This window comes from Stenotrophomonas sp. TWI700 (assembly GCF_039673645.1).
GTDB lineage: Bacteria > Pseudomonadota > Gammaproteobacteria > Xanthomonadales > Xanthomonadaceae > Stenotrophomonas > Stenotrophomonas maltophilia_AA.
This window is the reverse complement of record NZ_JBDJMB010000010.1, coordinates 39,077-63,553: the sequence shown is the minus strand read 5'-3', so window position 1 is coordinate 63,553 and position 24,477 is coordinate 39,077. Positions and strand designations below refer to the sequence as shown.

General features: G+C 67.4%; 22 protein-coding genes and 1 pseudogene. 6 read left to right on the top strand and 17 right to left on the bottom strand.

Going from position 1 to position 24,477, the window contains the following annotated elements; translation table 11 throughout:
• Positions 1-11: 11 nt before the first annotated feature.
• A complete protein-coding gene (locus ABE473_RS09815; protein WP_176988154.1) occupies positions 12-680 on the top strand; it encodes a TetR family transcriptional regulator in 669 nt (222 codons plus the stop codon).
• Positions 681-742: 62 nt separating this feature from the next.
• Here the strand turns inward: ABE473_RS09815 and hslU are convergent, their stop codons facing one another.
• From hslU to ABE473_RS09775, 8 genes and pseudogenes are all read right to left on the bottom strand, one after another.
• Entirely contained in the window at positions 743-2,116 is a 1,374-nt protein-coding gene (hslU, locus tag ABE473_RS09810) for an ATP-dependent protease ATPase subunit HslU (RefSeq protein ID WP_346489338.1), read from the bottom strand.
• A gap of 148 nt (positions 2,117-2,264) precedes the next feature.
• Positions 2,265-2,816 (bottom strand): ATP-dependent protease subunit HslV, encoded by a 552-nt coding sequence (hslV, locus tag ABE473_RS09805; protein WP_019183676.1) that lies wholly within the window; start codon positions 2,814-2,816, stop codon positions 2,265-2,267.
• Positions 2,817-2,907: 91 nt separating this feature from the next.
• Complete coding sequence (gene xerC, locus ABE473_RS09800; protein WP_346489337.1) at positions 2,908-3,798, bottom strand: tyrosine recombinase XerC; 891 nt, start codon at positions 3,796-3,798, stop codon at positions 2,908-2,910.
• Positions 3,799-3,820: 22 nt separating this feature from the next.
• Positions 3,821-4,498, bottom strand: a complete 678-nt coding sequence (locus ABE473_RS09795; RefSeq protein ID WP_346489336.1) for a DUF484 family protein — start codon at positions 4,496-4,498, stop codon at positions 3,821-3,823.
• Positions 4,495-5,349: a diaminopimelate epimerase gene (gene dapF / locus ABE473_RS09790; protein WP_346489335.1), complete on the bottom strand. Its 855-nt coding sequence runs from the start codon at positions 5,347-5,349 to the stop codon at positions 4,495-4,497. Before dapF ends, ABE473_RS09795 begins: the two co-directional genes overlap by 4 nt.
• Positions 5,342-5,593, bottom strand: coding sequence for a lipoprotein (locus ABE473_RS09785; protein WP_346489334.1), 252 nt, complete (start codon positions 5,591-5,593; stop codon positions 5,342-5,344). The genes dapF and ABE473_RS09785 overlap by 8 nt, the downstream gene beginning before the upstream one ends.
• 148 nt (positions 5,594-5,741) lie before the next feature.
• Positions 5,742-6,164, bottom strand: a pseudogene (locus ABE473_RS09780) (YbaN family protein); the annotation flags it as partial.
• Positions 6,165-6,263: 99 nt separating this feature from the next.
• Positions 6,264-8,381 (bottom strand): S9 family peptidase, encoded by a 2,118-nt coding sequence (locus ABE473_RS09775; protein ID WP_346489333.1) that lies wholly within the window; start codon positions 8,379-8,381, stop codon positions 6,264-6,266.
• 111 nt (positions 8,382-8,492) lie between these two features.
• Here ABE473_RS09775 and ABE473_RS09770 point away from each other — a divergent pair, with 111 nt between their 5' ends.
• The gene (locus ABE473_RS09770; RefSeq protein ID WP_346489332.1) at positions 8,493-9,689 is read left to right on the top strand and encodes a pyridoxal phosphate-dependent aminotransferase; all 1,197 of its coding nucleotides are present in this window, start codon (positions 8,493-8,495) and stop codon (positions 9,687-9,689) included.
• An 84-nt stretch (positions 9,690-9,773) separates the two neighbouring features.
• Here the strand turns inward: ABE473_RS09770 and ABE473_RS09765 are convergent, their stop codons facing one another.
• Complete coding sequence (locus ABE473_RS09765; protein WP_346489331.1) at positions 9,774-11,870, bottom strand: prolyl oligopeptidase family serine peptidase; 2,097 nt, start codon at positions 11,868-11,870, stop codon at positions 9,774-9,776.
• A 34-nt stretch (positions 11,871-11,904) separates the two neighbouring features.
• Positions 11,905-12,231: a hypothetical protein gene (locus ABE473_RS09760; RefSeq protein ID WP_241696400.1), complete on the bottom strand. Its 327-nt coding sequence runs from the start codon at positions 12,229-12,231 to the stop codon at positions 11,905-11,907.
• A 203-nt stretch (positions 12,232-12,434) separates the two neighbouring features.
• On the opposite strand from ABE473_RS09760, the gene ABE473_RS09755 reads away from it, so the two are divergent.
• Positions 12,435-13,046 (top strand): lipocalin family protein, encoded by a 612-nt coding sequence (locus tag ABE473_RS09755; RefSeq protein ID WP_176988144.1) that lies wholly within the window; start codon positions 12,435-12,437, stop codon positions 13,044-13,046.
• A 59-nt stretch (positions 13,047-13,105) separates the two neighbouring features.
• On the opposite strand, the gene ABE473_RS09750 is transcribed toward ABE473_RS09755, so the two are convergent.
• From ABE473_RS09750 to ABE473_RS09740, 3 genes are all read right to left on the bottom strand, one after another.
• Positions 13,106-13,795: a methionine ABC transporter permease gene (locus tag ABE473_RS09750; protein WP_179460011.1), complete on the bottom strand. Its 690-nt coding sequence runs from the start codon at positions 13,793-13,795 to the stop codon at positions 13,106-13,108.
• Positions 13,792-14,799, bottom strand: coding sequence for a methionine ABC transporter ATP-binding protein (locus tag ABE473_RS09745; RefSeq protein WP_179460010.1), 1,008 nt, complete (start codon positions 14,797-14,799; stop codon positions 13,792-13,794). The genes ABE473_RS09750 and ABE473_RS09745 overlap by 4 nt, the downstream gene beginning before the upstream one ends.
• Before the next feature lie 142 nt (positions 14,800-14,941).
• Entirely contained in the window at positions 14,942-15,838 is an 897-nt protein-coding gene (locus tag ABE473_RS09740) for a DMT family transporter (RefSeq protein WP_346489330.1), read from the bottom strand.
• Positions 15,839-15,916: 78 nt separating this feature from the next.
• On the opposite strand from ABE473_RS09740, the gene ABE473_RS09735 reads away from it, so the two are divergent.
• Complete coding sequence (locus tag ABE473_RS09735; RefSeq protein ID WP_176988139.1) at positions 15,917-16,399, top strand: YajQ family cyclic di-GMP-binding protein; 483 nt, start codon at positions 15,917-15,919, stop codon at positions 16,397-16,399.
• 399 nt (positions 16,400-16,798) lie between these two features.
• Here the strand turns inward: ABE473_RS09735 and ABE473_RS09730 are convergent, their stop codons facing one another.
• From ABE473_RS09730 to ABE473_RS09720, 3 genes are all read right to left on the bottom strand, one after another.
• The gene (locus ABE473_RS09730) at positions 16,799-17,899 is read right to left on the bottom strand and encodes a helix-turn-helix domain-containing protein (protein ID WP_346489329.1); all 1,101 of its coding nucleotides are present in this window, start codon (positions 17,897-17,899) and stop codon (positions 16,799-16,801) included.
• Positions 17,900-17,987: 88 nt separating this feature from the next.
• Positions 17,988-19,115, bottom strand: a complete 1,128-nt coding sequence (locus ABE473_RS09725) for an NAD(P)-dependent alcohol dehydrogenase (protein WP_346489328.1) — start codon at positions 19,113-19,115, stop codon at positions 17,988-17,990.
• A 14-nt stretch (positions 19,116-19,129) separates the two neighbouring features.
• Positions 19,130-20,593, bottom strand: coding sequence for a benzaldehyde dehydrogenase (locus ABE473_RS09720; protein WP_346477736.1), 1,464 nt, complete (start codon positions 20,591-20,593; stop codon positions 19,130-19,132).
• Positions 20,594-20,805: 212 nt separating this feature from the next.
• Here ABE473_RS09720 and ABE473_RS09715 point away from each other — a divergent pair, with 212 nt between their 5' ends.
• On the top strand, positions 20,806-21,384 hold the full coding sequence (locus ABE473_RS09715) for a DUF1415 domain-containing protein (RefSeq protein WP_123730129.1): 579 nt from the start codon (positions 20,806-20,808) through the stop codon (positions 21,382-21,384).
• Positions 21,375-22,175, top strand: coding sequence for an SDR family oxidoreductase (locus ABE473_RS09710; protein ID WP_346489327.1), 801 nt, complete (start codon positions 21,375-21,377; stop codon positions 22,173-22,175). Before ABE473_RS09715 ends, ABE473_RS09710 begins: the two co-directional genes overlap by 10 nt.
• Before the next feature lie 191 nt (positions 22,176-22,366).
• Here ABE473_RS09710 and ABE473_RS09705 read toward each other — a convergent pair whose 3' ends face one another.
• Positions 22,367-24,400, bottom strand: coding sequence for a M3 family metallopeptidase (locus tag ABE473_RS09705; RefSeq protein WP_346489326.1), 2,034 nt, complete (start codon positions 24,398-24,400; stop codon positions 22,367-22,369).
• Positions 24,401-24,477 lie beyond the last annotated feature (77 nt).

The following is a 24,477-nucleotide window of genomic DNA, read 5'->3' as shown; positions in this document are numbered from 1 at the left end:
TGCACAGCGCAATGGCCAGAAAAACCAAAGAAGAGGCCCAGGCCACCCGCGAGGGCATCCTCGACGCGGCCCAGGTCTGTTTCCATGAATACGGGGTCGCCGGCACCAGCCTGGCGATGATCGGCGCGCGCGCCGGATTTACCCGCGGCGCGGTGTACTGGCACTTCAAGAACAAAGCCGAAGTGCTGACCGCGATGATCGACCGCGAGCGCGTGCCCTTCATCGAGCGGATGCGCCGCACCACCTCGGCCAAGCGCAGCACGCCGATCCTGGACCTGCGTTCGGCGCTGCTGGTGTCGTTCCGGGAGCTGGCCGAAGACGAGCGGCTGCGCAACATGATGGAAATCATGCTGCGCAACGATCTGTCGGTGGAAAGCCAGGCGATGCAGGAACTGCAGCGCGAGGCATCCCGCGAGGAGCTGGCGATCATCGCCGCCGCGCTCGAGCGCGCGCGCGAGCTGGGCCAGCTGCGCGACCACGTGGACGCCGAAACGGTGGCGCGGATCGTCAGCACCAGCCTGACCGGCGTGCTGTACAGCGCCATGCTGGAGCCTGAGCTGTTCGAGATCCAGCGCGACGGCATGCAGACGCTGGATGCGATCTTCAGCGCCTTCGTCAAGCCGGGTGTATTCACCCCGGGCGCCCCGCCGACGGCGCTGCCGACCGACGACGAGGTCTGAGGCAAAAAAACGGCGACACCGAAGTGCCGCCGTTCTTCCTACCACCCGATCGTTGCGTGCCGTTACAGGATGTAGCGGCTCAGGTCCGGATCCTGCACCAGCTCACCCAGATGCGCATCGACATATGCCTGGTCGATGCTGATGGTCTCGCCATCACGGTCCGGGGCTTCATAGCTCAGCGTATCCAGCAGGCGCTCCAGCACGGTGTGCAGGCGCCGCGCGCCGATGTTTTCCTGGCGCTCGTTGACCTGGAAGGCGATCTCGGCCAGACGGTCCACCGCATCGACGGTGAACTTCATCGAGACGCCTTCGGTCTGCAGCAGCGCTTCGTACTGCTTGGTCAGCGCGGCCTTCGGCTCGGTCAGGATGCGCACGAAGTCCTGCTTGCTCAGCGCGCCCAGCTCCACGCGGATCGGGAAACGACCCTGCAGTTCCGGGATCAGATCGCTGGGCTTGGCCAGGTGGAACGCACCGGAGGCGATGAACAGGATGTGGTCGGTCTTGATCGTGCCGTACTTGGTGGACACGTTGGAGCCTTCCACCAGCGGCAGCAGATCGCGCTGCACACCTTCGCGCGAGACATCGCCACCGCCGACGTTGTCGCCGCGCTTGGCGACCTTGTCGATCTCATCGATGAACACGATGCCATGCTGCTCACAGGCCTCGATCGCCGCACTGCGGATGTCGTCTTCGTTGACCAGCTTGCCGGCCTCTTCCTCGATCAGCAGCGGACGCGCGGCCTTGATCGACAGCGTGCGCTTCTGCGCCTTCGCGCCGCCCATGCTGGAGAACATCTGGCGCAGCTGCTGGCCCATTTCTTCCATGCCCGGCGGGGTCATGATGTCCATGCTGACGTTGGCCGACACTTCCAGTTCGATCTCGCGATCGTCCAGCTCACCGTTGCGCAGCATGCGGCGGAACTTGATGCGGGTCTCGTTGTCCTGCGCGGACGGCTCATTCCGCGCGGCGTCGGCATCGAAGCCGATACCGGTGCTGCGTCGCGGCAGCAGCGCATCGAGGATGCGGTCTTCGGCGCGCTCTTCGGCCTGGGTGCGCACGCGCACCTTGGCCTGCTCGCGATACAGCTTGACTGCGGTATCGGCGAGGTCGCGGATGATCTGCTCCACGTCCTTGCCGACATAGCCGACCTCGGTGAAACGGGTGGCCTCGACCTTGACGAACGGCGCGTTGGCCAGCGTGGCCAGGCGACGCGCGATCTCGGTCTTGCCGACGCCGGTCGGGCCGATCATGAGGATGTTCTTGGGCATGACTTCGTTGCGCAGCTCGGCCGGCAGCTGCATGCGGCGCCAGCGGTTGCGCAGCGCGATGGCGACCGCGCGCTTGGCGTCGTGCTGGCCAACGATGTGCCGGTCCAGTTCCTGCACGATCTCGCGCGGGGTCATGGTGGCGGAAGAAACTTCAATCTTGTGCGGCATGGGTGTGCTCACGAGGATATGGGGTGGAACGTCGTATCACCGGCTTGCCTGGCAGCGACGTAACGCTGCTGTAGAGCCACGCCATGCGTGGCTGACCGGATACCGCAGCCACGCATGGCGTGGCTCTACCGAGCTTTGACCCAGAGGGTCAAAGCTCCTCGACCACCACGTTGCGATTGGTGTAGATGCAGATGTCGCCGGCGATGTTGATCGACTCGGTGGCGATCGTGCGGGCGTCCAGTTCGGTGTGCGCCATCAGCGCTCGGGCGGCCGACAGGGCATAGGAGCCGCCGGAACCGATCGCGATGATGCCGTCTTCCGGCTCGATCACATCACCGGTGCCGCTGATGATCAGCGAGGTGTCCTTGTCGGCGACGGCGAGCAGCGCTTCGAGCTTGCCCAGGCGGCGCTCGGTGCGCCAGTCCTTGGCCAGTTCCACCGCGGCACGCTGCAGCTGGCCATGCTTTTCCAGCTTGGCCTCGAACAGCTCGAACAGGGTGAAGGCATCGGCGGCGGCACCGGCGAAACCGGCCAGCACCTGGCCCTCGCGACCCAGACGGCGCACCTTGCGGGCGTTGCCCTTCATCACCGTGTGGCCGAGCGTGACCTGGCCATCGCCGGCGACGGCGACATGTCCATTGCGCCGCACCGAGATGATGGTGGTGGCATGAAATACGTTGGGGTTCTGACTGGGGTCCATGGAGCCTCCGAGGTGACAAAGACTGAGGTGGGGTCTCTGCCCGACGCTTCAACCCGCCCCGCCCTGCGCCCGGATGCCGCAGCGGATCGATTCAGCTTTCGTTGTCGCTCTTGCGGCGCTTGGCACGCGGGTGCGCGGCGTCGTAGACCTTGGCCAGGTGCTGGAAGTCCAGATGGGTATAGATCTGCGTGGTGGCGATGTCGGCATGGCCGAGCAGCTCCTGCACGCCGCGCAGGTCACCGGAGGATTCCAGGATGTGGCTGGCGAAACTGTGCCGCAGCATATGCGGGTGCACGTGCTTGAACAGCCCCTGGCGCTGGGCCAGCTGACGGATGCGGATCTGCACGGCGCGCTGGGTGATGGGGCCTCCCTTGCGCCCGGGGAACACCGGCGCGGTCGCCGCGCCGCCGCTTTCTGCCCGCCAGCCCTGCAGCGCGATGCGCGCGTGCGAGCCGAACGGCACGCGGCGTTCGCGGTTGCCCTTGCCCAGCACGTTGACCAGGCCGGTATCGAAATCCAGGTCGCGCCAGATCAGCGCGCACAGTTCGCTCAGGCGCAGCCCCGAGGAATAGAACAGCTCCAGCAGCGCGCGGTCACGCAGGCCGAGCGGGGCGTCGGTCGGCAGTTCGACCAGCTGCACGGCTTCATCGGCATCGAGCACCTGCGGCAGTTTGCGCGGTGCCTTGGGCGCTTTCAGGCCGGTGGCCGGATTGGCTGCGATGCGGTGGTGCTTGAGCAGCCACGCATAGAAACTGCGGCACGCCGAAAGCCGACGCTGCAGCGAGGTGGGCGACAACCCACGGCGGTGTTCGGCGGCGATGAACTGGCGCAGCTGCGCGCTGTCCAGCGTGTCGATGACGGTCCCCTGCCCGTCCGACCACGCCGCGAGTGCGTCCAGGTCACGGCGGTAGGCATCCAGGGTGTGCGCCGACATCCGGCGCTCCACCTGCAGATGCGACAGGAAGTCCTGCGCGGTACTCACGACGACGCCGATCGACGGGCGATCAGGGCGACGGGAAACGCTGCAGGGCAACGACCAGCGACTCGCCCATCATGCGCAGGAACAGCGTGCCCATGCCGGGATAGAACCGATTGCCGTCATGACTGCCGACCGCGATCAGGCCGACACCCGGCAGCGGCAGCAACGCACTGGACTGCACTTCTTCGGCGCGCCCGGCATACAGCACGGTGTTCTTTTCCGGCTGCAGGCGGCCGCAGATCGGTTCACCGTCTTTCAGGCAATCGCGGAACACGCCCAGCAACGGGCTGCTCTCCTCGATCACCTGCAGCCACGGCGCCTGTTCCAGCCCGGCGATCGGATGCAGCACGATCAGCCGGACCAGATCACCGGCGAAATCCTCTTCCAGCGAGGCGGCCATCGCCCGCAGGGTGTCCGCCGCCGAGTCCTGCTTCATCAGCGCCAGGGTCAGCTGGTGCGTGCGCACGGCCAAGCGCTCGTTGATCTGCGCGTTGGCAGCCAGATCGGCCAACCGCCGCGACAGCTCACGGTTCTTGTCGCGCAGCACTTCCAGCTGGTAACTGGCCAGCGACGCGGTGGGGCCGTCATCACGCGGCACCACCAGGGTCAGGGCCAGGTCCGGGAACTGTTTCAGGAAGGTCGGATGCCGACGCAGCCAGGCGGCTACTTCATGCGATCCGATTTTCTCGGCGGTCTCGCTCATGCGTTCCACTCCCCATCAAAGACGAAGGCTGCGGGTCCGGACATCACGATCTGTGCATCCTCGGCCGGCCAGCGGATGCGCAGGTCGCCGCCGGGCAGCGACATCGTGGCATCGCGCTGCAGGCGACCGCGCTGCATCATCACCACGGCCGCGGCGCAGGCGCCACTGCCGCAGGCCAGGGTTTCGCCGGCACCGCGCTCGTACACGCGCAGGCGCGCGTGCTGCGGGCCGAGCACCTGCACGAAACCGACGTTGACCGATTTCGGGAACGAGGCGTGCTGCTGCAGCAACGGGCCCAGGCGCTCGACCGGGGCGGCATCGACCAGGCCCACTTCGATCACGGCGTGCGGGTTGCCCATCGACACCGCACCGAAGCGCACCGTGTCGCCCTGCAACGGCAACAGGTATTCCTCGCGGGCGCGGGCGAAGCCGATCAGCGGCACGTTCTCCGGCTCGAAACGCGGCACGCCCATGGCCACCGCGTACTGGTCTTCGCCCAGGCGTTCGACCGCATGCGTGGTGACCGGGCTGTCGATCGCGAAGGTGCTGCCGGTCGCTGCGCCATCACGCACCAGCCAGGCCGCCACGCAGCGCGCGCCGTTGCCACACTGCTCGGAACTGCTGCCATCGGCATTCCAGATCCGATACGAGGCGACCGAGCCTTCCGCCTTGGGCGGCTCGATGGTCAGGATCTGGTCGCAGCCCACGCCGGTGTGGCGATCGGCCAGACGCGCGGCCAGCGCAGCGTCCGGGGGCGCGCTGCCATCGCGCAGGTCCAGCACCACGAAATCATTGCCGGCCCCATGCATCTTGGTGAAGCGCAGCGCCGCGGAGGTGTTCGACTTACTCATTCCCGTCATTGGCCTTCAGCACCGGGGCGTCGACGGGATCAGGAACCACCGGGGAATCGGTATCGGTATCGGCATCGGCGGCCGGCGGCGTGGCGTCGTCGGCAGCCGGTTCGACCAGCTGTTCTTCGACCGGGACCGGCTTCTGCGGCATGACCAGCGGGCCCTTGTTGCCACAGGCCGACAGCACCAGCAGCGCCGAGGCGGCCAGCGTCAGGGAGATGAGGGTACGGGGGGATGTCTTCATCCTCCGAGTATAGCCGCGGTGTTTGAGCGCTTGGGTGCTGGCTGGATGAACGGGGCACCGCGGACATCACACCCTTGGATGCACCTCGGTAGTGCCCGCCCCCGCGCCGCGCCCCCCCCCCCCCCCCCCCCCCCCCCCGGGGCCGGTGTTCATCCCCAGGCGGCAGCGGCCGGGTCCACAGCCACAGCGCCACGCAGGCCATGCTGCCGATGGAGAGCCATTTCACCCAGGCGACCGGCACGCACCACAGCATGATGCCCGCGCACACGGCCATGGTCAGGCTCGCCATCCCTTTGCCGCGGCGGCTGACCGCGCCATGCGCCTGCCAGTTGCGGATCGCCGGACCGAACTGGGGGTGCGCCAGCAGGCGGTTGTGCAGGCGCTCGGAACCGCGCGAGGCGGCCCAGGCCGAGATCAGGATGAACACCGTGGTGGGCAGGCCCGGCACGAAGATGCCGACGATGCCGGTGCCCAGGCTGACATAGGCCAGCAGCCACCACGCCCAGCGGAAACGCACCCGTCCCCGCTCAGCCGGCGCTTCGGAAACCACGGGGTGTTCGGGCCGGGACATGCCCCCAGCATAGCGACCCGGCAGGGCCGCCGCGATGGGCACCCGCCTGCGGCAGCCGACGACACGGGGTCGTCGGCGTACAGCGTGCAGCAGCCGGCGTTACGGGGTCTGGGTGACGCCGAGCTGGTCGAGCACGAACGCGTACGACTCGGCCAGCTCGTGGTAACGCTGGAAGCGACCGGACTTGCCGCCGTGGCCGGCTTCCATGTTGGTGCGGAACACGATCGGGAAGTGCCCGGTGTTGTCATCGCGCAGCTTGGCCACCCACTTGGCCGGCTCCCAGTACTGGACCTGCGAATCCCACAGGCCGGTGCCGACGAACAGGGCCGGATACGCCTGCTTGCTGACGTTGTCGTACGGCGAGTACTTGAGCATGTAGTCGTAGTACTCCCGCTGCTCCGGATTGCCCCACTCGTCGTACTCGTTGGTGGTCAACGGGATGCTGGCGTCGAGCATGGTGGTGACCACATCGACGAACGGCACCTGGGCGACCATCACGCGATAGTCCTGCGGGGCCTGGTTGGCGACCGCGCCCATCAGCAGTCCACCGGCGCTGCCACCGGAGGCGGCGACACGATCCTTGGCGGCATAGCCCTGGCGGACCAGCTCACGGGTGACATCGACGAAGTCGTTGAACGTGTTCTGCTTCTTGAGCAGCTTGCCGTCCTCGTACCACGCACGGCCCATTTCCTGGCCGCCGCGGATGTGGGCGATGGCATACACCACGCCGCGATCCAGCAGGCTGACCACGGTCTGGTTGAAGCCCGGGTCCATCGACATGCCGTAGCTGCCGTAGGCGTACTGGTACAGCGCGCCGGTGCCGTCCTTCTTGAAGCCGTTGCGGTAGACCAGCGAGACCGGCACCTTGACGCCATCGCGGGCGGTGACCCACACGCGTTCGGTCGTGTACTTCGACGGGTCGTAACCGATCACTGGCTGCTGCTTCAGCTGGCGGCGTTCACCGGTGACGGTGTTGAGCTCATAGGTGGTGGTCGGCGTGGTCAGCGAGGTGTAGGCGTAACGCAGCCACGGCGTGTCATGCTCGCTGTTGGCGGCCAGCCCCATCGAGTAGGCGGGCTCGTCTGCCTTGACGTAGTCCTGGCGACCGTCCGGGAACAGCAGGCGTACGCGCTCCAGGCCGTTGGAGCGCTCGGCGATCGCGGTGAAGCCGTCGAACAGTTCGAAGCCCTCGATCAGCACGGCGTCATCGTGCGCGACCCAGTCCTTCCACTGGCTGCGCGCGGTGGCATCGCTGGGCGCGGTGACGAGCTTGAAGTTCTTCGCGTCCGCATCGTTGGTGCGGATCACCCAGCGGCCATTGAAGTGGTCGGCGTCGTATTCGACGTCGCGCGCACGCGGCGCCAGCACCGTGAACGCCTGCGGATCGGCGGCCGGGGCGTAGCGCGTTTCCGAACTGACCGTGCTGTGCAGTTCGATGGTCAGGAAGCGGTCATCGCGGGTGCGGCCGACGCCCATGTAGAAGCTGTCGTCCTTTTCTTCATACACGAGCACGTCGCTGCTGGCCGGGGTGCCCAGTACGTGCTTCTTGACGCGCACGGTGAGCAGCGTTTCCGGATCATTCTCGACATAGAACAGGGTGCGGTTGTCGTCGGCCCAGACCACATTGGGCGAGACGTTCTCGATGCGGTCCGGCAGCACTTCGCCGGTGCGCAGGTCCTTGAAGCGGATCACGTACTGGCGGCGGCCGACATCGTCCTCGGCCCAGGCCAGCAGGTGGTTGTCCTGGCTGACATCGGCATCGCCCACGTTGAAGTAGCCCTTGCCTTCGGCCATCGTGTTGATGTCGAGCAGGATTTCCTCCGGCGCCTCCATGCTGCCTTTGCGGCGCGCCTGGATCGGGTAGTCCTTGCCGGTTTCGAAGCGGGTGTAATACCAGTAGCCGCGGTCACGCGAGGGCACGCTGGCGTCGTCCTGCTTGATGCGGGCGACGATCTCCTTGTACAGGGTGTCTTCCAGCGGCTTGAGCGGGGCGACGACCTGATCGGTGTAGGCGTTTTCCGCGTTCAGGTAGGCCAGCATCTTGGTGTTTTTGCGCTTGTCGTCGCGCAGCCAGTAGTAATCATCGCTGCGGGTCGCGCCAAAGGGAGCCTTCACCGTGTGCGGGTGCTTCTCGGCGTCAGGCGGGGTCAGCGCGGGGGCGGCGTGCACGTTGGAGGTCATGAGGCTGGCAACCAGTAAACAAAGGGCGGGTTTCACGAGATAGGGCTCCTGGCAGGGGAATGCAATGGCGTCCGTGTTCCTGCAGTCTGTGCCGGCGGGTGGGCCAGCAGCAAGCCTGTCGTTGGTCACTGCGCCTATCATCAGGCCATGGACACTTCCCGCACGCCCCCCACCGGCACCGGCTACAGCCGCCGCAGCCAGGAAATCGAACCCTTCCACGTGATGTCGCTGCTGGCCCGCGCGCAGGCGCTGGAGCAGGCCGGCCACGACGTGATCCATCTGGAGATCGGCGAGCCGGACTTCACCACCGCCGCCCCGATCGTACGCGCCGGCCAGGCAGCGCTGGCGGCCGGCCATACGCGCTACACGGCAGCCCGCGGCCTGCCCGCGCTGCGCGAGGCGATCGCCGGGTTCTACCGGGATCGGTATCAGGTGCAGATCGATCCGGAGCGCATCCTGGTGACCCCCGGCGGCTCAGGTGCCCTGTTGCTGGCCAGCAGCCTGCTGGTGGACCCGGGAAAACATTGGTTGCTGGCCGATCCGGGGTATCCGTGCAACCGGCACTTCCTGCGGCTGGTGGAAGGCGCCGCGCAGCTGGTGCCGGTCGGCCCGGAGACGGCCTACCAGCTGACGCCGGAGCTGGTGGCACGGCAGTGGAACGCCGACAGTGTCGGTGCGCTGGTCGCCTCCCCGGCCAACCCGACCGGCACCGTGCTCTCCGCGGCGCAGCTTTCCGCGCTGTCGCAGTCGTTGAAGGCGCGCGGCGGGCACCTGGTGGTGGATGAGATCTACCACGGCCTTACCTACGGCATGGACGCGGCCAGCGTGCTGCAGGTGGATGACGAAGCCTTCGTGCTCAACAGCTTCTCGAAGTACTACGGGATGACCGGCTGGCGCCTGGGTTGGCTGGTCGCGCCACCGCAGGCGGTGCGGGAGCTGGAGAAGCTGGCGCAGAATCTGTACATCAGCGCCTCGAGCATCGCCCAGCATGCGGCGCTGGCGTGTTTCGAGCCGGACTCGATCGCGATCTTCGAGCAGCGTCGTGCGGCGTTCCGCGAGCGTCGCGATTACCTGCTGCCGGCGCTGCGCGCGCTCGATTTCCGCATCGAAGTGGAACCGGAAGGCGCGTTCTATCTGTACGCCGACGTGAGTGCATTCACCGATGATGCGCAGGCGTTCTGCGCGCATTTCCTGGAGACCGAGCATGTGGCGTTCACGCCGGGCCTGGACTTCGGGCACCACCGTGCGAACGAGCATGTGCGCCTGGCGTACACGCAGGAAGTTCCGCGGCTGGAAGAGGCCGTGCGGCGCATCGCCCATGGGCTGGAAACGTGGGTGCGTTGATCGGCCAAAAAAAACGCCGCGCATTGCTGCGCGGCGCATAAATGGGGTGAGGCCAACTCGACGCCCCACCACCCGGAGGCGTCGTTACTTGCTCAGCTGCTCCCACAGGAAGCTGTAGGCCAGCGCCTGCATGTGCGCGGCCTGCGCGTTGTTCGCCGCGCCGCCATGACCGCCTTCGATGTTCTCGTAGTAGGTCACGTCCTTGCCGGCGTCGATCATCTTCGCGGCCATCTTGCGCGCATGCGCCGGATGCACGCGGTCATCGCGCGTGGAGGTGGTGAACAGCACCGGCGGGTAGGTCTTGCTGGCGTCGAAGAGGTGGTACGGCGAGAAGGTCTTGATGAAGTCCCAGTCGGCCGTGTCCGGATTGCCGTACTCGGCCATCCACGAGGCGCCGGCCAGCAGGTGGCTGTAGCGCTTCATGTCCAGCAGCGGGACCTGCACCACGACCGCACCGAACAGCTCCGGGTACTGGGTCAGCATGTTGCCGGTGAGCAGGCCACCGTTGCTGCCGCCCTGCACGCCCAGGTGCTTGGCCGAGGTGATCTTGCGGCTGACCAGGTCACGGGCGACGGCGGCCATGTCTTCATAGGCCTTGTGCCGGTTCTGCTTCAGCGCCGCCTGGTGCCAGCGCGGGCCATACTCGCCACCGCCGCGGATGTTGGCCACCACGTAAACGCCGCCCTTTTCCAGCCACGCGCGGCCCATGCCACCGGAGTAGGACGGGGTCAGCGAGATTTCGAAGCCGCCGTAACCGTACAGCAGGGTCGGATTGGAGCCGTCCAGCTTCATGTCCTTGCCGTGCACCACGAAGTACGGCACGCGGGTGCCATCCTTGCTGGTGGCGAAGTGCTGCTCGATCACCTTGCCGTCGGCGTTGAAGAACGTCGGCATGGTCTTGAGCACTTCAGGCTGCTTGCCGATCTCGGCAATGGCCAGGGTGGTCGGGGTCAGGTAGTCGGTGACGGTCATCCACACCGCATCGCTGTCATCGGCATCGACCGCACTGACGGCCACGGTGCCGAACGACGGCGCGCCGGTGAAGGCACTCGTCTTCCAGCCGCTGTCGCCCGGGGTCAGCACGCTCAGGCGGCTCTTGACGTCGTCCAGCACGTTCAGGACCAGGTGGTTCCGGGTCCAGCTGGTGCCCGCCAGCGAGGTGGTGTCGGTCGGGGCGAACAGCACGTCGAAGTCACGCTTGCCGGCGAGATAGTCGTCCAGCTTGGTGGCCAGCAGCGAGCCGGCGGCGTAGGTCTTGCCGCCCACGGTCCACGGTTCGCGCAGTTCCAGGGTCAGCCACTGCTTGCGCAGGCCCTTCTCCGCCGAGTTCGGCGCATCGATCCTGGTCAGCGTGCCGTCGTCGGCGCGCAGGTAGAGCTCGTTGTTGTAGAAGGCCAGCGTGCGGCTGACCAGGTTGCGCTCGTAGCCGGGGGTATCGTCGTGCATGGCCGCGATGTACATGTCATCGGGCTTGCCTTCGTAGACCACCGAGGCCGAGGCCATCGGGGTGCCGCGCTTCCACAGCTTGGCCACGCGCGGATAACCGGAGGTGGTCATCGTGCCGGTGCCGAAATCGGTGTAGACGAATACAGTGTCGCGGTCGATCCAGTTCAGGCCACCCTTGGATTCCGGGCGGAAGAAACCGTCCTTGATCCAGGTCTTGTTGGCCAGGTCGAACTCGCGGGTGACGTCGGCATCGGCGCCGCCGCGCGACAGCGCGATCAGGCAGCGCGAATAGTCCGGACGCAGGCAGTCGGCGCCGTGCCAGACCCAGTTCTCGCCTTCGGCCTTGTTCAGCGCATCCAGGTCCAGCACGGTTTCCCACTGCGGCGAGGCCTTGCGGTACTCGGCCAGCGTGGTGCGGCGCCACAGGCCGCGCTCGTGCTGCTTGTCCTTCCAGAAGTTGTAGTAGTAGTCGCCGATCTTCTGCACGCCGGGAATCTTGGCGTCGGAGTCGAGCACCTCGCGGATGCTGGCCTCCATCTGCTTGAACGCCGGGGTCGTGGCCAGGCGGCCCTCGGACTTGGCGTTCTGTTCCTTGACCCACGCCAGCGGCTTGTCGCCGGTGACGTCTTCAAGCCAGGCGTACTTGTCCGCCGGGGCGTCAGCAGCCATGGCGGTTCCCGCCGCACCGGCGGAGATCAGACCTGCCATCAGGCAGGCGGAAGCGAATCGTGACATTGCAGCTCCAGGCAGTCATAGCCTTGGGACGCTATCACACCGGCTGGCCGCGGCTCACGTGTCGAAGGTCAGGCCGGGCCGGACGCGCCAGCGGGCGGCTGCGACGTCGTGCCTGCGGCCCCCGGCGACGGCGGGCGCTCCGGGCGAGCAGGCCGGCCAGCGGCAAACGGAAGCGATGCAGGCTCCACCAGGCCATCAGGGGCATGCCGGCCAGCCACAGCGGCAGCCAGCCGATCCACTCGCTGTGGCCCCGCGCGGCCGGCCACACCAGGACCAGGGCCAGCCCGGCCAGCGCCCCCTGCCTGACGCAACGCAGCACGCGGGGATCGGGACGGTCGGACGAACGTGGGGAAGACGACAGGGTCATGACACAGCTCCGTGCGAAAGTGATGCGTCACCTTGCCGCGCTGCCATCTCAAGGGCTGCGACCTCGTCGGGGACGTGGCAGGAAGGACGCCCGCCATCGTGATTGCATGAATTGGTCACCCAACCGCTGCGCCGCCATTGACGTTCTCCGCCGTCCCACCCACCATGCCCCTGCCAGCCACTGGAGCCTTCCGCCGCATGTCTTCGAACCGCCCGCTTCGCGCTGTCCTGTTGGTCTCCTCGCTGGCGTTGCTGTCAGCCTGTGCGTTCCGCCATGAGACCAAACCGGAACCCGCGCCGACGCCGGTCGCGGTCGACAGCGCCGGTGCGCCGATCGACCTGCAGCGCTTCATGGGCACCTGGTATGTGATCGGCCGCGTGCCGAACCCGATCGAGCGTGGCCACGTCGCCAGCGTCAACGAGTTCCAGCTGCGCGGCGACCAGAAGGTGTCGATCAGATACCGCTACCGCGATGGATTCTCCGAGCCGCAGCAGGAGCTGACCGTCCGCGCCTCGGTGGACGAGAAGAGTGGCAACCACAACTGGCGCACCTGGTTCTACAAGATCGTGCCGACCCACACCCGCGTGCTGGAAGTCGCGCCGGATTATTCGTGGGCGATGCTGGGCTACCCGGGCCGCGAGATGGCCTGGATCTTCGCGCGCCAGCCGGACATGGACAAAGAACTCTACAAGGAACTCGCCACCCGCCTGCGTGACGATTACGGGGTCAACACCGACAAGCTCAAGCGCGTGCCGCAACACCCCGAACAGGTGGACCGGCTGGGCTTTGAAGTGCCGAACGTCCGCTAAGGGCGGCGGTCAGGCCGCAACACAGGGCGGCGTACCGACCCACGGTCGGTACCGACCGGTTACTTCCGGCTGTAGTGTTCCACCAGGCGGTCGCCGATCATCTGCAGGATCTGCACCAGCACCAGCAGCAGCACCACGGTGACCAGGGCCACGTCGGTGTGCGAACGCTGGTAGCCATCGCGGAAGGCCAGATCGCCCAGCCCGCCCGAGCCGATCGCACCGCCCATGGCGGTGAAGCCGATCAGGGCGATCACGGTGACGGTGGCGCCGGCGATCAGGCCCGGCCGCGCTTCGGGCAGCAGCACCCGGGTGACCAGCTGCCAAGTGGTGGCGCCCATCGCCTGGGTCGCTTCGATCACGCCACGGTCCACCTCACGCAGCGCGGTCTCGACCAGGCGGGCGTAGAACGGCGCGGCGCCGATCACCAGCGGCACGATGGCACCGCGTACGCCCAGCGAGGTGCCCATCATCCACAGCGTCAGCGGGATCAGCACGATCATCAGGATGATGAAGGGCACCGAGCGCAGCAGGTTCACCAGCAATGCGAGCGAGCCGTACAGCACCGGCTTGCGGTGCAGCTGCGGCGAGCCGGTCAGGAACAGCAGCACGCCCAGCGGCAGGCCGATGAGCAGCGTCAGCGGCAGCGAACCGCCGAGCATCAGCAGGGTGTCCAGCGTGGCCTGGCCGATATCGGCCCATTTGCCGGCGTCGAGATGGCGGAAGAACCCGCCTGCGGTGGCCAGGATCATCGGCGCAGCTCCTCAAGGTGGACACCGGCGGCGACGAAGCCCGCCTGCGCGGCCTGTACGTCGCCTCCGACCAGCGACACGGTCAGCTGGCCATACGGCGTGTCCTTGATCCGGTCGATACGGCCGGACAGGATGTTGTAGTCCACGCCGGTCTCGCGCGCGATGCGCCCCAGCAGCGGTTCGTAGGTGTCCGCACCGAGGAAGGTCAGGCGCACGATGCGCCCGGCCACGGCCTCGAAATCCTTGTGCAGCTCGCCCTCGTCGACCTGTTCCGATTCGTTGACGAAGCGGCGGGTGGTCGGGTGCTGCGGGTGCAGGAACACCTCGGTGACCGGGCCGGTCTCGACCAGGTGGCCGGCATCGAGCACGGCGACGCGGTCGCAGACACGCCGGATCACATCCATCTCGTGGGTGATCAGCACGATCGTCAGGCCCAGCTCGCGGTTGATCCTGCCGAGCAGCTTGAGCACCGAGGCGGTGGTCTGCGGGTCCAGCGCGCTGGTGGCCTCATCGCACAGCAGGATCTGCGGGCGGGTGGCCAGGGCACGGGCGATGCCGACGCGCTGCTTCTGGCCACCGGACAGCTGCGCCGGGTACTTGCTGGCGTGCGCTTCCAGGCCGACGGTATGCAGCAGTTCGTCGACGCGCGCATCGATCTCCGCGCGCGGCGTACCGGCCAGCTCCAGCGGAAAAGCGACGTTGGCCGCGACGGTGCGCGAGGACAGCAGGTTGAAGTGCTGGAAGATCATGCCGATCTTCCGGCGCAGCACGCGCAGGCCCTCGGCGTCGAGCGCGGTGACATCCTCGCCGTTGATCAGCAGGCGGCCGCCGGTCGGCTCCTCCAGCCGGTTGATCAGCCGGATCAGGGTCGATTTGCCCGCGCCGGAATGGCCGATGATGCCGAAGACTTCGCCGGCCTCGATGGTCAGGTCGAGCGGCTGCAGCGCGGCAATCGCGCGGCCGCCGACGGCATAGGATTTGTGCAGGCGCTGGAACTCGATCACTTCGCGGTCAACCGGGGCATCGACGGGAGGGGGCGTGCAGCCTACCAGCGCGGGGCGGCCCTGGCCCGTGCGGTTGCGCGGAATGATATTCCGTTTGGTTCTAAGAGAACGTGATCCGGCCGGCCCGGGTCATCGGCCGGGCTCAGGGATGGTCCAGCGGCCTCGGCGGCTGGACCCGGCGGATCCGCTCGCGGTGCAGCAGGTACAGGCCCGAGGCGACGATGATCGCCGCGCCCAGCCAGGTCACCTGGTCGGGCAGGACGCCCCAGAACAGCAGGTCCCAGCCGATCACCCAGACCAGGCCGGTGTACTCCAGCGGCGCGATCATCGACGCTTCGCCCAGCTGGAAGGCGCGGGTCAGGGCGACCTGCCCCCCTGCCCCGGCCAGGCCCATGCCGGCGATCAGCGCCGCGTGGCCGAACTGCAGCGGCTGCCAGTCCGGGATCGCGAGCAGGCCGGCGCCGACCGCCATGATCACCAGGAACCAGACGACCATCGACTGCGGGGTGTCGGTCCGGGTCAGCATGCTGACCGTGATCGCGGCCAGGGCGTAGGCGGTGGCGGCGAGCAGCACCATCAGGCCGGGGAAGGAGATGATGCCGCCGACGCCGGGGCGCAGCACGACCAGTACGCCGATCAGGCCGATCCCGATGGCGATCCAGCGGCGGGGGCCGACGTGCTCGCCGAGCAGGGGCACGGAGAGCGCGGCGATCAGCAGCGGGGCGACGAAGTAGATGGTGTAGGCGGTGGAGAGCGGCAGGCTGCGCAGGGCGTAGACGAAGCAGCCGATCATCACCATGCCCAGCACGCCGCGCAGCAGGTGCAGGACCCAGCGCTTGGGCACCAGCGAGCGCGGGCCCGCGGTGGCCAGGACCCAGACCAGCACGAACGGCAGCGAGGCCGCGCCGCGCAGGAAGGTGACCTGCAGGGTCGGATAGCTGGCCGACAGCTGCTTCATGCCGGCATCCATCAGCGAGAAGCAGGCGACGGCGATCAGCATCCAGGCGACAGCGCGGGTGGGGGATTTCTGCGTGTTCATGGCCCATTATCGCCGGCTTGGCCGGCCCGTCCATGGTGGCTTGGTAGAATGGGGGCATTCACCCGTTGGAGTTTGCCCATGCCCTCTTTTGACGTTGTTTCCGAAGTCGACATCCACGAGTTGACCAACGCGGTCGACCAGGCCAACCGCGAGCTGTCCACGCGCTTCGATTTCAAGGGGGTGGACGCGAAGTTCGTGCTGGAAGACAGCGTGATCAGCCAGTCCGCGCCGAGCGATTTCCAGCTGCAGCAGATGACCGACATCCTGCGCCAGCGGCTGATCGCGCGGAAGATCGATGCAGCGTGCCTGGAGTTCGGCGATATCGAGACCAATCTGGCCGGTGCGCGGCAGAAGATCACGGTCAAGCAGGGTATCGAGCAGAAGGTGGCCAAGAAGATCGCGGCGAAGATCAAGGAGGCCAAGTTGAAGGTGGACAGCCAGATCAATGGCGACAAGCTGCGGGTGACGGGCAAGAAGCGCGATGATCTGCAGGATGCGATGGCGCTGCTGAGGAAGGAGACGTTCGAGGTTCCGCTGCAGTTCGACAATTTCCGCGATTGATTTTGGCGGAACCGCTGTAGCGAAGAGCGTCAGCGAAGAGCGCCGCTGTTTGTTGCTGATGGGCTGTTGTTGGCTTTGGCGCTGCCAGTTGATCGCAAGAGGCTCACGATTCACTGTCGAGGGCTGCGTCGGGTAGGGCCAGGCCTTGCCCGGACCCGCCGTGAACCCATCCATGGGGGCTCATGTCGCGGCATCCATGCCGCTCATGGTCCGGGCAAGGCCTGGCCCTACCCGACGCCCGACCAATGTGTCACCGGACCGGCGAGCAAAGCGGTAGTGCCGGCCGCTGGCCGGCAACCAGGCGATCCCCCACCGGTAGTGCCGGCCGCTGGCCGGCAACCTCGTTGCCCATATCGAAAAGATGCGGCTTCCGGCGTGTTTACCACCGGGCGTTGGTCGTTACGCGCGAATCAGCTTGTACAGGGTGGTGCGTGAGATCCCGAGCTGACGTGCGGCGGCGCTGATGTTGCCTTGATGAGCGACCACGGCATCACGCACGTGCTGTGTGGTGTGCGTGCGCAGCGATGCACTTGCGGTGTTGGTGCGGGCCGCGTCGATCTTCAGGCTCGCATGCGGTGCGAGCGGTCCCCGCAGGTACTGCACGTGCACGGCGGTGTCGTCGTCCAGGCGGACGCGGTGGGCGGGGCCGGCCTGCAGCAGGCGGCGACGCTGGTGGGTGCTGGCGCCGGCGAACAGGCCGTCCAGGGTGAGGACGGGCAAGGGGCCGCGACGCGGCAGTCCGAACAGGCGCCGGGCCACACGGTTGGCGGCGCGCACGTGGCCGTCTTCTTCGATGGCCAACAGGCCCTGCAGCGGTGAGTGCAGCCAGCGCGCGTCGTGCTGGACGGCCAGCAGATGGCAGGGGCGGTGATCCTGCATGAGGCGGTTCTCGGCAGACAGGGCCGCTTGCCGGAAGTAGCCGTGCAGCAGCTCTGCGTCGCGTTCGCCGGTACCGGTGATGTCCAGTGCGCCCAGTACTTCGCCGTCCAGGCCGTGCAGCGGCACGCTCAGGCAGAACACGGTGGCGAAGCGGTCGAGATAGTGTTCATTGCCGCGCACCAGGGCGGGCGCATCTTCGGCCAGGCTGCAGGCCGGTGCGGTGGTGCCGATGTCGATCTCGCGCAGGCGGCGCCCGACCTGGATCGGGCGCAGCACCGGCACGTCGGCCAGGCCGTGCTCGCGCTGGGCGATGACCAGGCCTTCGGCGTTGACGCAGAACAGGGTCCACTGGCGCCCCCCGAAGGCGGCCCACAGATGGTCCATGTCCTCGCGCACGCAGCGTGCGAGGCGGCGGTCGCCAGGGTCATCCAGGCGCGTGGCCGCCGGGGCAAGGGGCGCGTAATACGGCTCCTGCCGGGGCTGCACGCCGGCCTGGCGCGAGCGCTCCCAGGAGCGCAGTACCGGCGGGCTGACCACGCTGTCCATCAGCGCGCCGCCCTCGGCGAAGCGCTGACGGGCGGCGGCCAGTACCTGCTGCTGTTCCAGAACCATCGCGGCCATCGGTCGATCTCCACCTCGGACCGACAGCCTACTCCCGCAAAGCTGACTGATACGTCGTCGCAGGCACGCATGCCCGCGACGGACCGTTTCACCCGCCGATGGTCAGGATCGGCTTGAGGGTGACACCGCGGGTGCTGTCCTCGGCGGCCTGGTTGATCTGGTCCAGCGGGTAGAACTTGACCAGCCTGTCGAACGGGAAGCGGCCCTGCTGGTACAGCTGCACCAGCTGCGGGATGAATACCTTGGGCACGCTGTCGCCTTCCACGATGCCGCGGATGCTGCGTCCGCCGAGCAGCAGGTTGTTGACGTCGAACTCGGCCTTGGTCCCCAGCTTCGGGGCGCCGACCACGCCGATCACACCCAGCCCACCAAGCGCTTCGATGCCCTGTGCCAATACCTCCGGACGCCCCGTGGATTCCAGTGCGAAGTTGGCGCCGCCGCCGGTGATCCCGCGCACCGCGTCGACCACATCGACCTCGCGGCTGTTGATCACATGCGTGGCCCCCAGTTCCGTGGCCAGTTCCAGGCGCGAAGGCACCACATCGATGGCGATGATGGTGGTCGCACCGGCCACGCGCGCGGCCATCACCGCACTCAGGCCGACCGCGCCCGCACCGAAGCTGGCGAAGCTGCTGCCGGCGGTCACCTTGAGCGAATTGATCACCGCACCGGCGCCGGTCTGGATGCCGCAGCCGAGCGGGCCGAGCAGTTCGATCGGCGCGTCGTCGGGCACCTTGATCGCGTTGTTCTCGCGGCTCAGTGCGTAAGTGGCGAACGAGGACTGCGCGAAGAAGTGATCGTGCAGCGGGTTGCCGTCCGGATCCTGGATCGCGGTGGAACCATCCAGCGCACCACCACCGAAGTTGAGCCCGAAGAAGTCCTTGCAGTACGCGCCATGGCCGCCGCTGCACGGATTGCAGTGGCCGCAGGCGCCGTAGGTCAGCACGACGTGGTCGCCCACCTTGAGGTCTTTCACGCCCGGGCCGAGCGCTTCGACGATGCCCGCGCCTTCATGGCCGAGCACCGCCGGCAGCGGCACGGGGTAGTACTGGTCACGCACGATCAGGTCGGTATGGCACAGGCCGGTGGCGACCACGCGGACGAGTACCTCGTCGTCCTGCGGGCCACGAATGCGCGCCTTCTCGATCGTGAAGGGCTGTTCTTTTTCGCGCACCACGGCCACGGTGATGTCGCGCAGTTCTGCTGTTGCGGTCATGAGGGTCTCCTGGTTCAGATCGGATACGCGGGCGCTTCGCCCTTGACGGTCATCCACTGCCACTGGGTGAACTCGTCGATGTTGGACGGGCCACCGATGCTGGTGCCGTTGCCCGAGGCGCCGACGCCACCGAACGGATTGATCACCTCATCGTTCACGGTCTGGTCGTTGATGTGCAGCAGGCCGGTGCGCAGTCGTTCGCCGAGCTTCAGTGCGCGGCCGACATTGCTGGACACGATCGCCATCGACAGGCCGTACTCGCTGTCATTGGCCAGCTCGACCGCCTCGTCATCGGTATCGAACGGCACCACCACCGCGACCGGCGCGAAGATTTCTTCGTGGAAGGCCGGGTTGTCGCGGCTCACATCGCTGAGCACGGTCGGTTCGAAGAACAGATCCTTGTAGCCACCCCCGGTCGCGAGCGTGGCACCGGCGGCCTGCGCCTCGGCGACGATGCGCGCGGCGTGGTCGCGCTGCTGGGCGTTGATCAGCGGCCCGATCGCCACCTCGCCATCGGCCGGATTGCCGACCTTGAGCGACTTCGCCTTGGCCACCAGCTTCTCCAGGAAGCGGGCATGGATGCTGCGCTGGACCAATACTCGGCCGGTGGCCATGCAAATCTGGCCCTGGTGCAGGTAGACGCCCCACGCCGTGTTGGCGATGGCCAGCTCCATGTCCGCGTCGTCGAGCACGATCAGCGAGTTCTTGCCGCCCAGTTCCAGCGACACTTTCTTGAGGTGCTTGCCGGCCGCTTCGCCGACCTTGCGCCCGGCGCCGGTGGAGCCGGTGAACTGGATCATCGCGATGTTCGGGTCGCTGGTCAGCGCCGCCCCGGCCGCGCCATCACCGGGCAGCACGTGCAGCAGGCCGGCCGGCAGCCCGGCCAGTTCGAACAGGCGCGCGATCACGAAGCCACCGCACACGGCGGTACGCGGATCGGGCTTGAGCACCACCGCGTTGCCCAGCGCCAGCGCCGGGGCGACCGCACGCATGGCCAGGTACAGCGGGAAGTTGAAGGGCGCGATCACCCCGACCACGCCGAGCGGGCGGCGACGCGCCAGGTTCAACCGGCCCGGTTCGGACGGCAGTACTTCGCCGATGCTGCGCGAGGGCAGTGCCGCCGCTTCATGCAGCGCCTTGGTATTCACCTTGGCCTCGAAGCCCGCCTTGAGCTGGGTCGAGCCACTTTCGCGGACCAGCCACTGCACGATCTCGTCGTTGTGTTCTTCGGCCAGCTGCGCGGCGCGGCGCAGGATCTGCGCGCGGGTGTCGTACGGGGCGCTGGCCCAGTCGCGCTGCGCCTTGGCGGCGGTGGCGGCGGCGCGCGCGATCTGCGCCGGGTCGGCCATCGCGATCTCGCCCAGGCGTTCGCCGGTGGCCGGTTCGACCACGTCCTGGGTGCCTGCACCCGAGGTCCACTGGCCATCGAAGAGCTTGCCGGACCAGGTGGCCGTCGGCAGGAATGCTTGTGTTGCCATCGCGGATAACTCCTTGCGTCGTGTACCCGGCCATTGGATACCTGCGGCGGGCCACTGCCTATTGGTCAGTGGCTCGCGTGCTGCAAGTACTTGCCGGATAAGGATTTATCAGCATGACGGGTGTCCAGTTAATGGACAGTGGAAGCATGCGTACACCGGTGCCCACACGCCGCGCCGTACAATCAACAGCCCAGCCAGCGACACCGCCCGCCATGAACGATGCGTCCCTCACCGCCACCCACGACCCGATCGCCGAGACCCGGAAGTGGCTGGAGCAGATCGTCATCGGCCTGAACCTGTGCCCGTTCGCCAAAGCGGTGTACGTGAAGGACCAGGTGCGGTTCGTGCTCAGCGATGCCACCACCCCCGAAGCACTGGTCGAAGAACTGGCCGAAGAGCTGATCCTGCTGCGCGATACCCCGGCCGAGCAGATCGACACCACGCTGATCGTGCACCCGGACGTGCTGACCGATTTCCTGGACTACAACGATTTCCTCGACAACGCCGATGCGGCGATCGAAGCACTGGATCTGCAGGGCATCCTGCAGGTGGCCAGCTTCCATCCGCAGTACCAGTTCGCCGGCGCGGCGCCGGATGACGTGAGCAACTACACCAACCGCGCGCCCTACCCGACCCTGCACCTGCTGCGCGAAGACAGCGTCGAGCGTGCGGTCGCCGCGTTCCCGGATCCGGACGTGATCGTGGAGCGCAACATCGAAACGCTGGACAAGCTGGGCATCGAAGGCTGGACGCGCCTGCTGGGCCGCAACGACATGCCGCCGTGTCACTGACACCGGCCATCCTCGACTGGCCGGCACAGCCGCTGCGCGACCGCGTGGTGGTGATCACCGGCGGTGCGCAGGGCGTCGGCCGCGGCATCGCGCAGTCCGTGCTCGGCGCCGGCGGCAGCGTGATGATCGCCGATCTGGATGCCGATGCCGGCAAGGCCTGCCTGAAGGAATGGGCGCTGCCCGAACGCGCGGCGTTCCAGCGCGCGGACGTGGCCAGCGAGCGCAGCGTGCAGGCGTTGATGAAGGCCACGCTCAAGCGCTTTGGCCGCATCGACGGCCTGGTCAACAATGCCGGCATCGCCAGCGCGCATGGCACGCCGTTGGCGGACATGCCGGTGGCGGAGTGGCAACGCCGCCTCTCCAGCCTGCAGGGCGCCTTCCTGTGCAGCAAGCATGCGCTCCCGGCCCTGCGCGAACATACGGGCGCGATCATCAACATCGCCTCGACGCGCGCGTGGCAGTCCGAACCGGACAGTGAAGCCTATGCCGCCGCCAAGGGCGGGCTGGTCGCCTTCACCCATGCGCTCGCGTTGAGCGAAGGGCCGGCGGTGCGGGTCAACAGCATCAGCCCCGGCTGGATCACCACCGATGCCTGGCAGGCACCGTCACGCCGGCGCACGCCCAAGCTCTCGCGCCGCGATCATGCGCAGCATCCGGTCGGCCGGGTCGGCCAGCCGCCGGACATCGCCGCGCTGGCCGTCTTCCTGCTCTCGGACCTGGCCGGCTTCATCACCGGCCAGGACCACATCGTCGACGGCGGCATGACCCGGAAGATGATCTACGCGGAGTGATCCACGTGCGGCCCGATCACGCTGCCGGGTAGTGCCGGCCGCTGGCCGGCTCCCCGTATTGCATGGCACCACGCCCCTCGCGGCATGGTGCAGAGCCGGCCAGCGGCCGGTACTACCGACATCCGGCACTACCCGGCAGCCGGATTTACGCGAGGCGCCGGCCAGCGGCCGGCACGATGCGGCCTCCGGGATCACGCCATCCCGTTATGGCGCAGCAGCGCATCCACGGTCGGTGCGCGCCCTCGGAACGCGGCGAAGTTCTCGGCGGCGCTGCGGCTGCCGCCCCGCGCCAGCACTTCATCGCGGAAGCGCTGGCCGGTTTCGGTCACCTTGTCCGGGGCTTCCTCGAACGCAGCATAGGCATCGGCGCTGAGCACTTCGGCCCATTTGTAGCTGTAATAGCCGGCCGCATAGCCACCGGCAAAAATGTGGCTGAACTGATTGGGGAAGCGATTCCAGGCGGGTGGGCGGTTGACCGCCACTTCATCGCGCACGCGTTCCAGCAACGCCTGCACGCTGTCCTGGGTCGGATCGAAATCGCTGTGCAGCTGCATGTCGAACAGGGCGAATTCCAGCTGGCGCACGGTGAACATGCCGCTCTGGAAATTGCGCGCGGCCAGCATGCGGTCGAACAGCGCGCGAGGCAGCGGCTCGCCTGTGCCCACGTGGGCGGTCATCGCCTGCACGCGCTCCCATTCCCAGCAGAAGTTCTCCATGAACTGGCTCGGCAGCTCCACCGCATCCCACTCCACGCCGTTGATGCCGGCCACGCCGAGTTCGCCGATGCGGGTCAGCAACTGGTGCAGGCCATGGCCCATTTCATGGAACAGCGTGGTCACATCGCTGTGGCTGAAGGTCGCCGGTTGGCCCGCGGCGCCCTTGCCGAAATTGCAGACCAGGTACACCAGCGGCGTCTGCACACCGGCGGCGGTCTCGCGGCGGTTGCGGCAATCGTCCATCCACGCGCCGCCGCGCTTGCCTTCGCGTGCGTACAGATCCAGATAGAACTGGCCGACCAGCCCACCCTGTGCGTCGACCAGGCGGAAGAAGCGCACATCCGGGTGCCATACCGGCGCGTTGTCCGGCTGAACGACCAGGCCATACAGACTGCGGATCACGCTGAACAGGCCGTCCAGCACCTTCGGCTCGGTGAAGTACTGCTTCACCTCCTGCTCGGAATAGCTGTAACGCGCCTGCTTCAGTTTCTCCGCGGCGAACGCCAGGTCCCAGGCCTCCAGCGGGGGCATGCCCAGTTCGTCGCGGGCAAACGCCTCCAGCTCGGCGCGGTCGCGCTGTGCGAACGGCTTGGCACGCGCGGCCAGATCGCGCAGGAAACTCAGCACCTGCGGTGCATCCTCGGCCATCTTGGTCGCGATCGAATACTCGGCGTAGTTGGCGAAGCCCAGCAGCGTGGCCAGCTCCGCACGCAGCGCCAGCACGCGATCGATGTTGCCGCTGTTGTCCAGCGCGGCATCGCCGAACTCGGAGGCACGGATCGCGTTGGCGCGGTACAGCGCTTCACGCAACGGGCGATGCTCGGCATACGTCTGCACGGGCAGGTAGCACGGCATCTGCAGGGTCAGTTTCCAGCCGGGGAGATCGTCCTTCTCCGCCGCGGCACGCGCGGCAGCGATCACGTCGTCCGGCAGGCCGGCCAGCTCGGCCGGGTCTTCCACGTGCAGCGACCAGGCATCGGTGGCGTCCAGCACATTCTGCGAGAACGTCGCCGACAGCGCGGACAGTTCCTCGCGGATCGCGCTGTAGCGCGCCTTGCCGGCGTCATCGAGTTCAGCACCGCCCAGGCGGAAATCGCGCAGCGCGTTCTCCAGCACCTTGCGGCGTGCCGGATCGTACTGCGCCGCTTCCGGCGCGGCGGCCAGGGCCCGGTACTGCTGGTAGAGCGCCAGGTTCTGGCCCAGCGCGCTGCCGAAGCGGGTCACCTTGGGCAGGTTGGCGTTGTAGGCCTCGCGCAGCGCCGGGGTGTTCACCACGGCCTGCAGGTGGCCGACCTGGCCCCACGCGCGCCACAGGCGCTCGGTGGCATCGTCGAGCGGGTCGGCGAAGCTCGCCCAGGTCACCGGGGTGACGGTCTCGGCGGTCTTCACCGCCGCCTCGGCCTCGGCGAGCAGCGCGTCGATCGCCGGGGCGATGTGCTCGGGCCGGATCGCATCGAAGCGCGGCAGGCCGGAAAAATCGAGCAGGGGGTTGGTGGGGGTCACAGGCATCTCCAGACAACGGGGCCGCCGCAGCGGCATCACCCCACGATATGGCATTGCCCCCCACCCCGCACAAGGCCCCGGCG

Bases quoted from the DNA above. Each gene is read 5' to 3' on its own strand.
- ABE473_RS09815 (WP_176988154.1), top strand. From the start codon at position 12: ATGGCCAGAAAAACCAAAGAAGAGGCCCAGGCCACCCGCGAGGGCATC.
- hslU (WP_346489338.1), bottom strand. From the start codon at position 2,116: ATGCCGCACAAGATTGAAGTTTCTTCCGCCACCATGACCCCGCGCGAG.
- hslV (WP_019183676.1), bottom strand. From the start codon at position 2,816: ATGGACCCCAGTCAGAACCCCAACGTATTTCATGCCACCACCATCATC.
- ABE473_RS09795 (WP_346489336.1), bottom strand. From the start codon at position 4,498: ATGAGCGAGACCGCCGAGAAAATCGGATCGCATGAAGTAGCCGCCTGG.
- dapF (WP_346489335.1), bottom strand. From the start codon at position 5,349: ATGAGTAAGTCGAACACCTCCGCGGCGCTGCGCTTCACCAAGATGCAT.
- ABE473_RS09785 (WP_346489334.1), bottom strand. From the start codon at position 5,593: ATGAAGACATCCCCCCGTACCCTCATCTCCCTGACGCTGGCCGCCTCG.
- ABE473_RS09770 (WP_346489332.1), top strand. From the start codon at position 8,493: ATGGACACTTCCCGCACGCCCCCCACCGGCACCGGCTACAGCCGCCGC.
- ABE473_RS09765 (WP_346489331.1), bottom strand. From the start codon at position 11,870: ATGTCACGATTCGCTTCCGCCTGCCTGATGGCAGGTCTGATCTCCGCC.
- ABE473_RS09755 (WP_176988144.1), top strand. From the start codon at position 12,435: ATGTCTTCGAACCGCCCGCTTCGCGCTGTCCTGTTGGTCTCCTCGCTG.
- ABE473_RS09750 (WP_179460011.1), bottom strand. From the start codon at position 13,795: ATGATCCTGGCCACCGCAGGCGGGTTCTTCCGCCATCTCGACGCCGGC.
- ABE473_RS09740 (WP_346489330.1), bottom strand. From the start codon at position 15,838: ATGAACACGCAGAAATCCCCCACCCGCGCTGTCGCCTGGATGCTGATC.
- ABE473_RS09735 (WP_176988139.1), top strand. From the start codon at position 15,917: ATGCCCTCTTTTGACGTTGTTTCCGAAGTCGACATCCACGAGTTGACC.
- ABE473_RS09730 (WP_346489329.1), bottom strand. From the start codon at position 17,899: ATGGCCGCGATGGTTCTGGAACAGCAGCAGGTACTGGCCGCCGCCCGT.
- ABE473_RS09725 (WP_346489328.1), bottom strand. From the start codon at position 19,115: ATGACCGCAACAGCAGAACTGCGCGACATCACCGTGGCCGTGGTGCGC.
- ABE473_RS09720 (WP_346477736.1), bottom strand. From the start codon at position 20,593: ATGGCAACACAAGCATTCCTGCCGACGGCCACCTGGTCCGGCAAGCTC.
- ABE473_RS09715 (WP_123730129.1), top strand. From the start codon at position 20,806: ATGAACGATGCGTCCCTCACCGCCACCCACGACCCGATCGCCGAGACC.
- ABE473_RS09705 (WP_346489326.1), bottom strand. From the start codon at position 24,400: ATGCCTGTGACCCCCACCAACCCCCTGCTCGATTTTTCCGGCCTGCCG.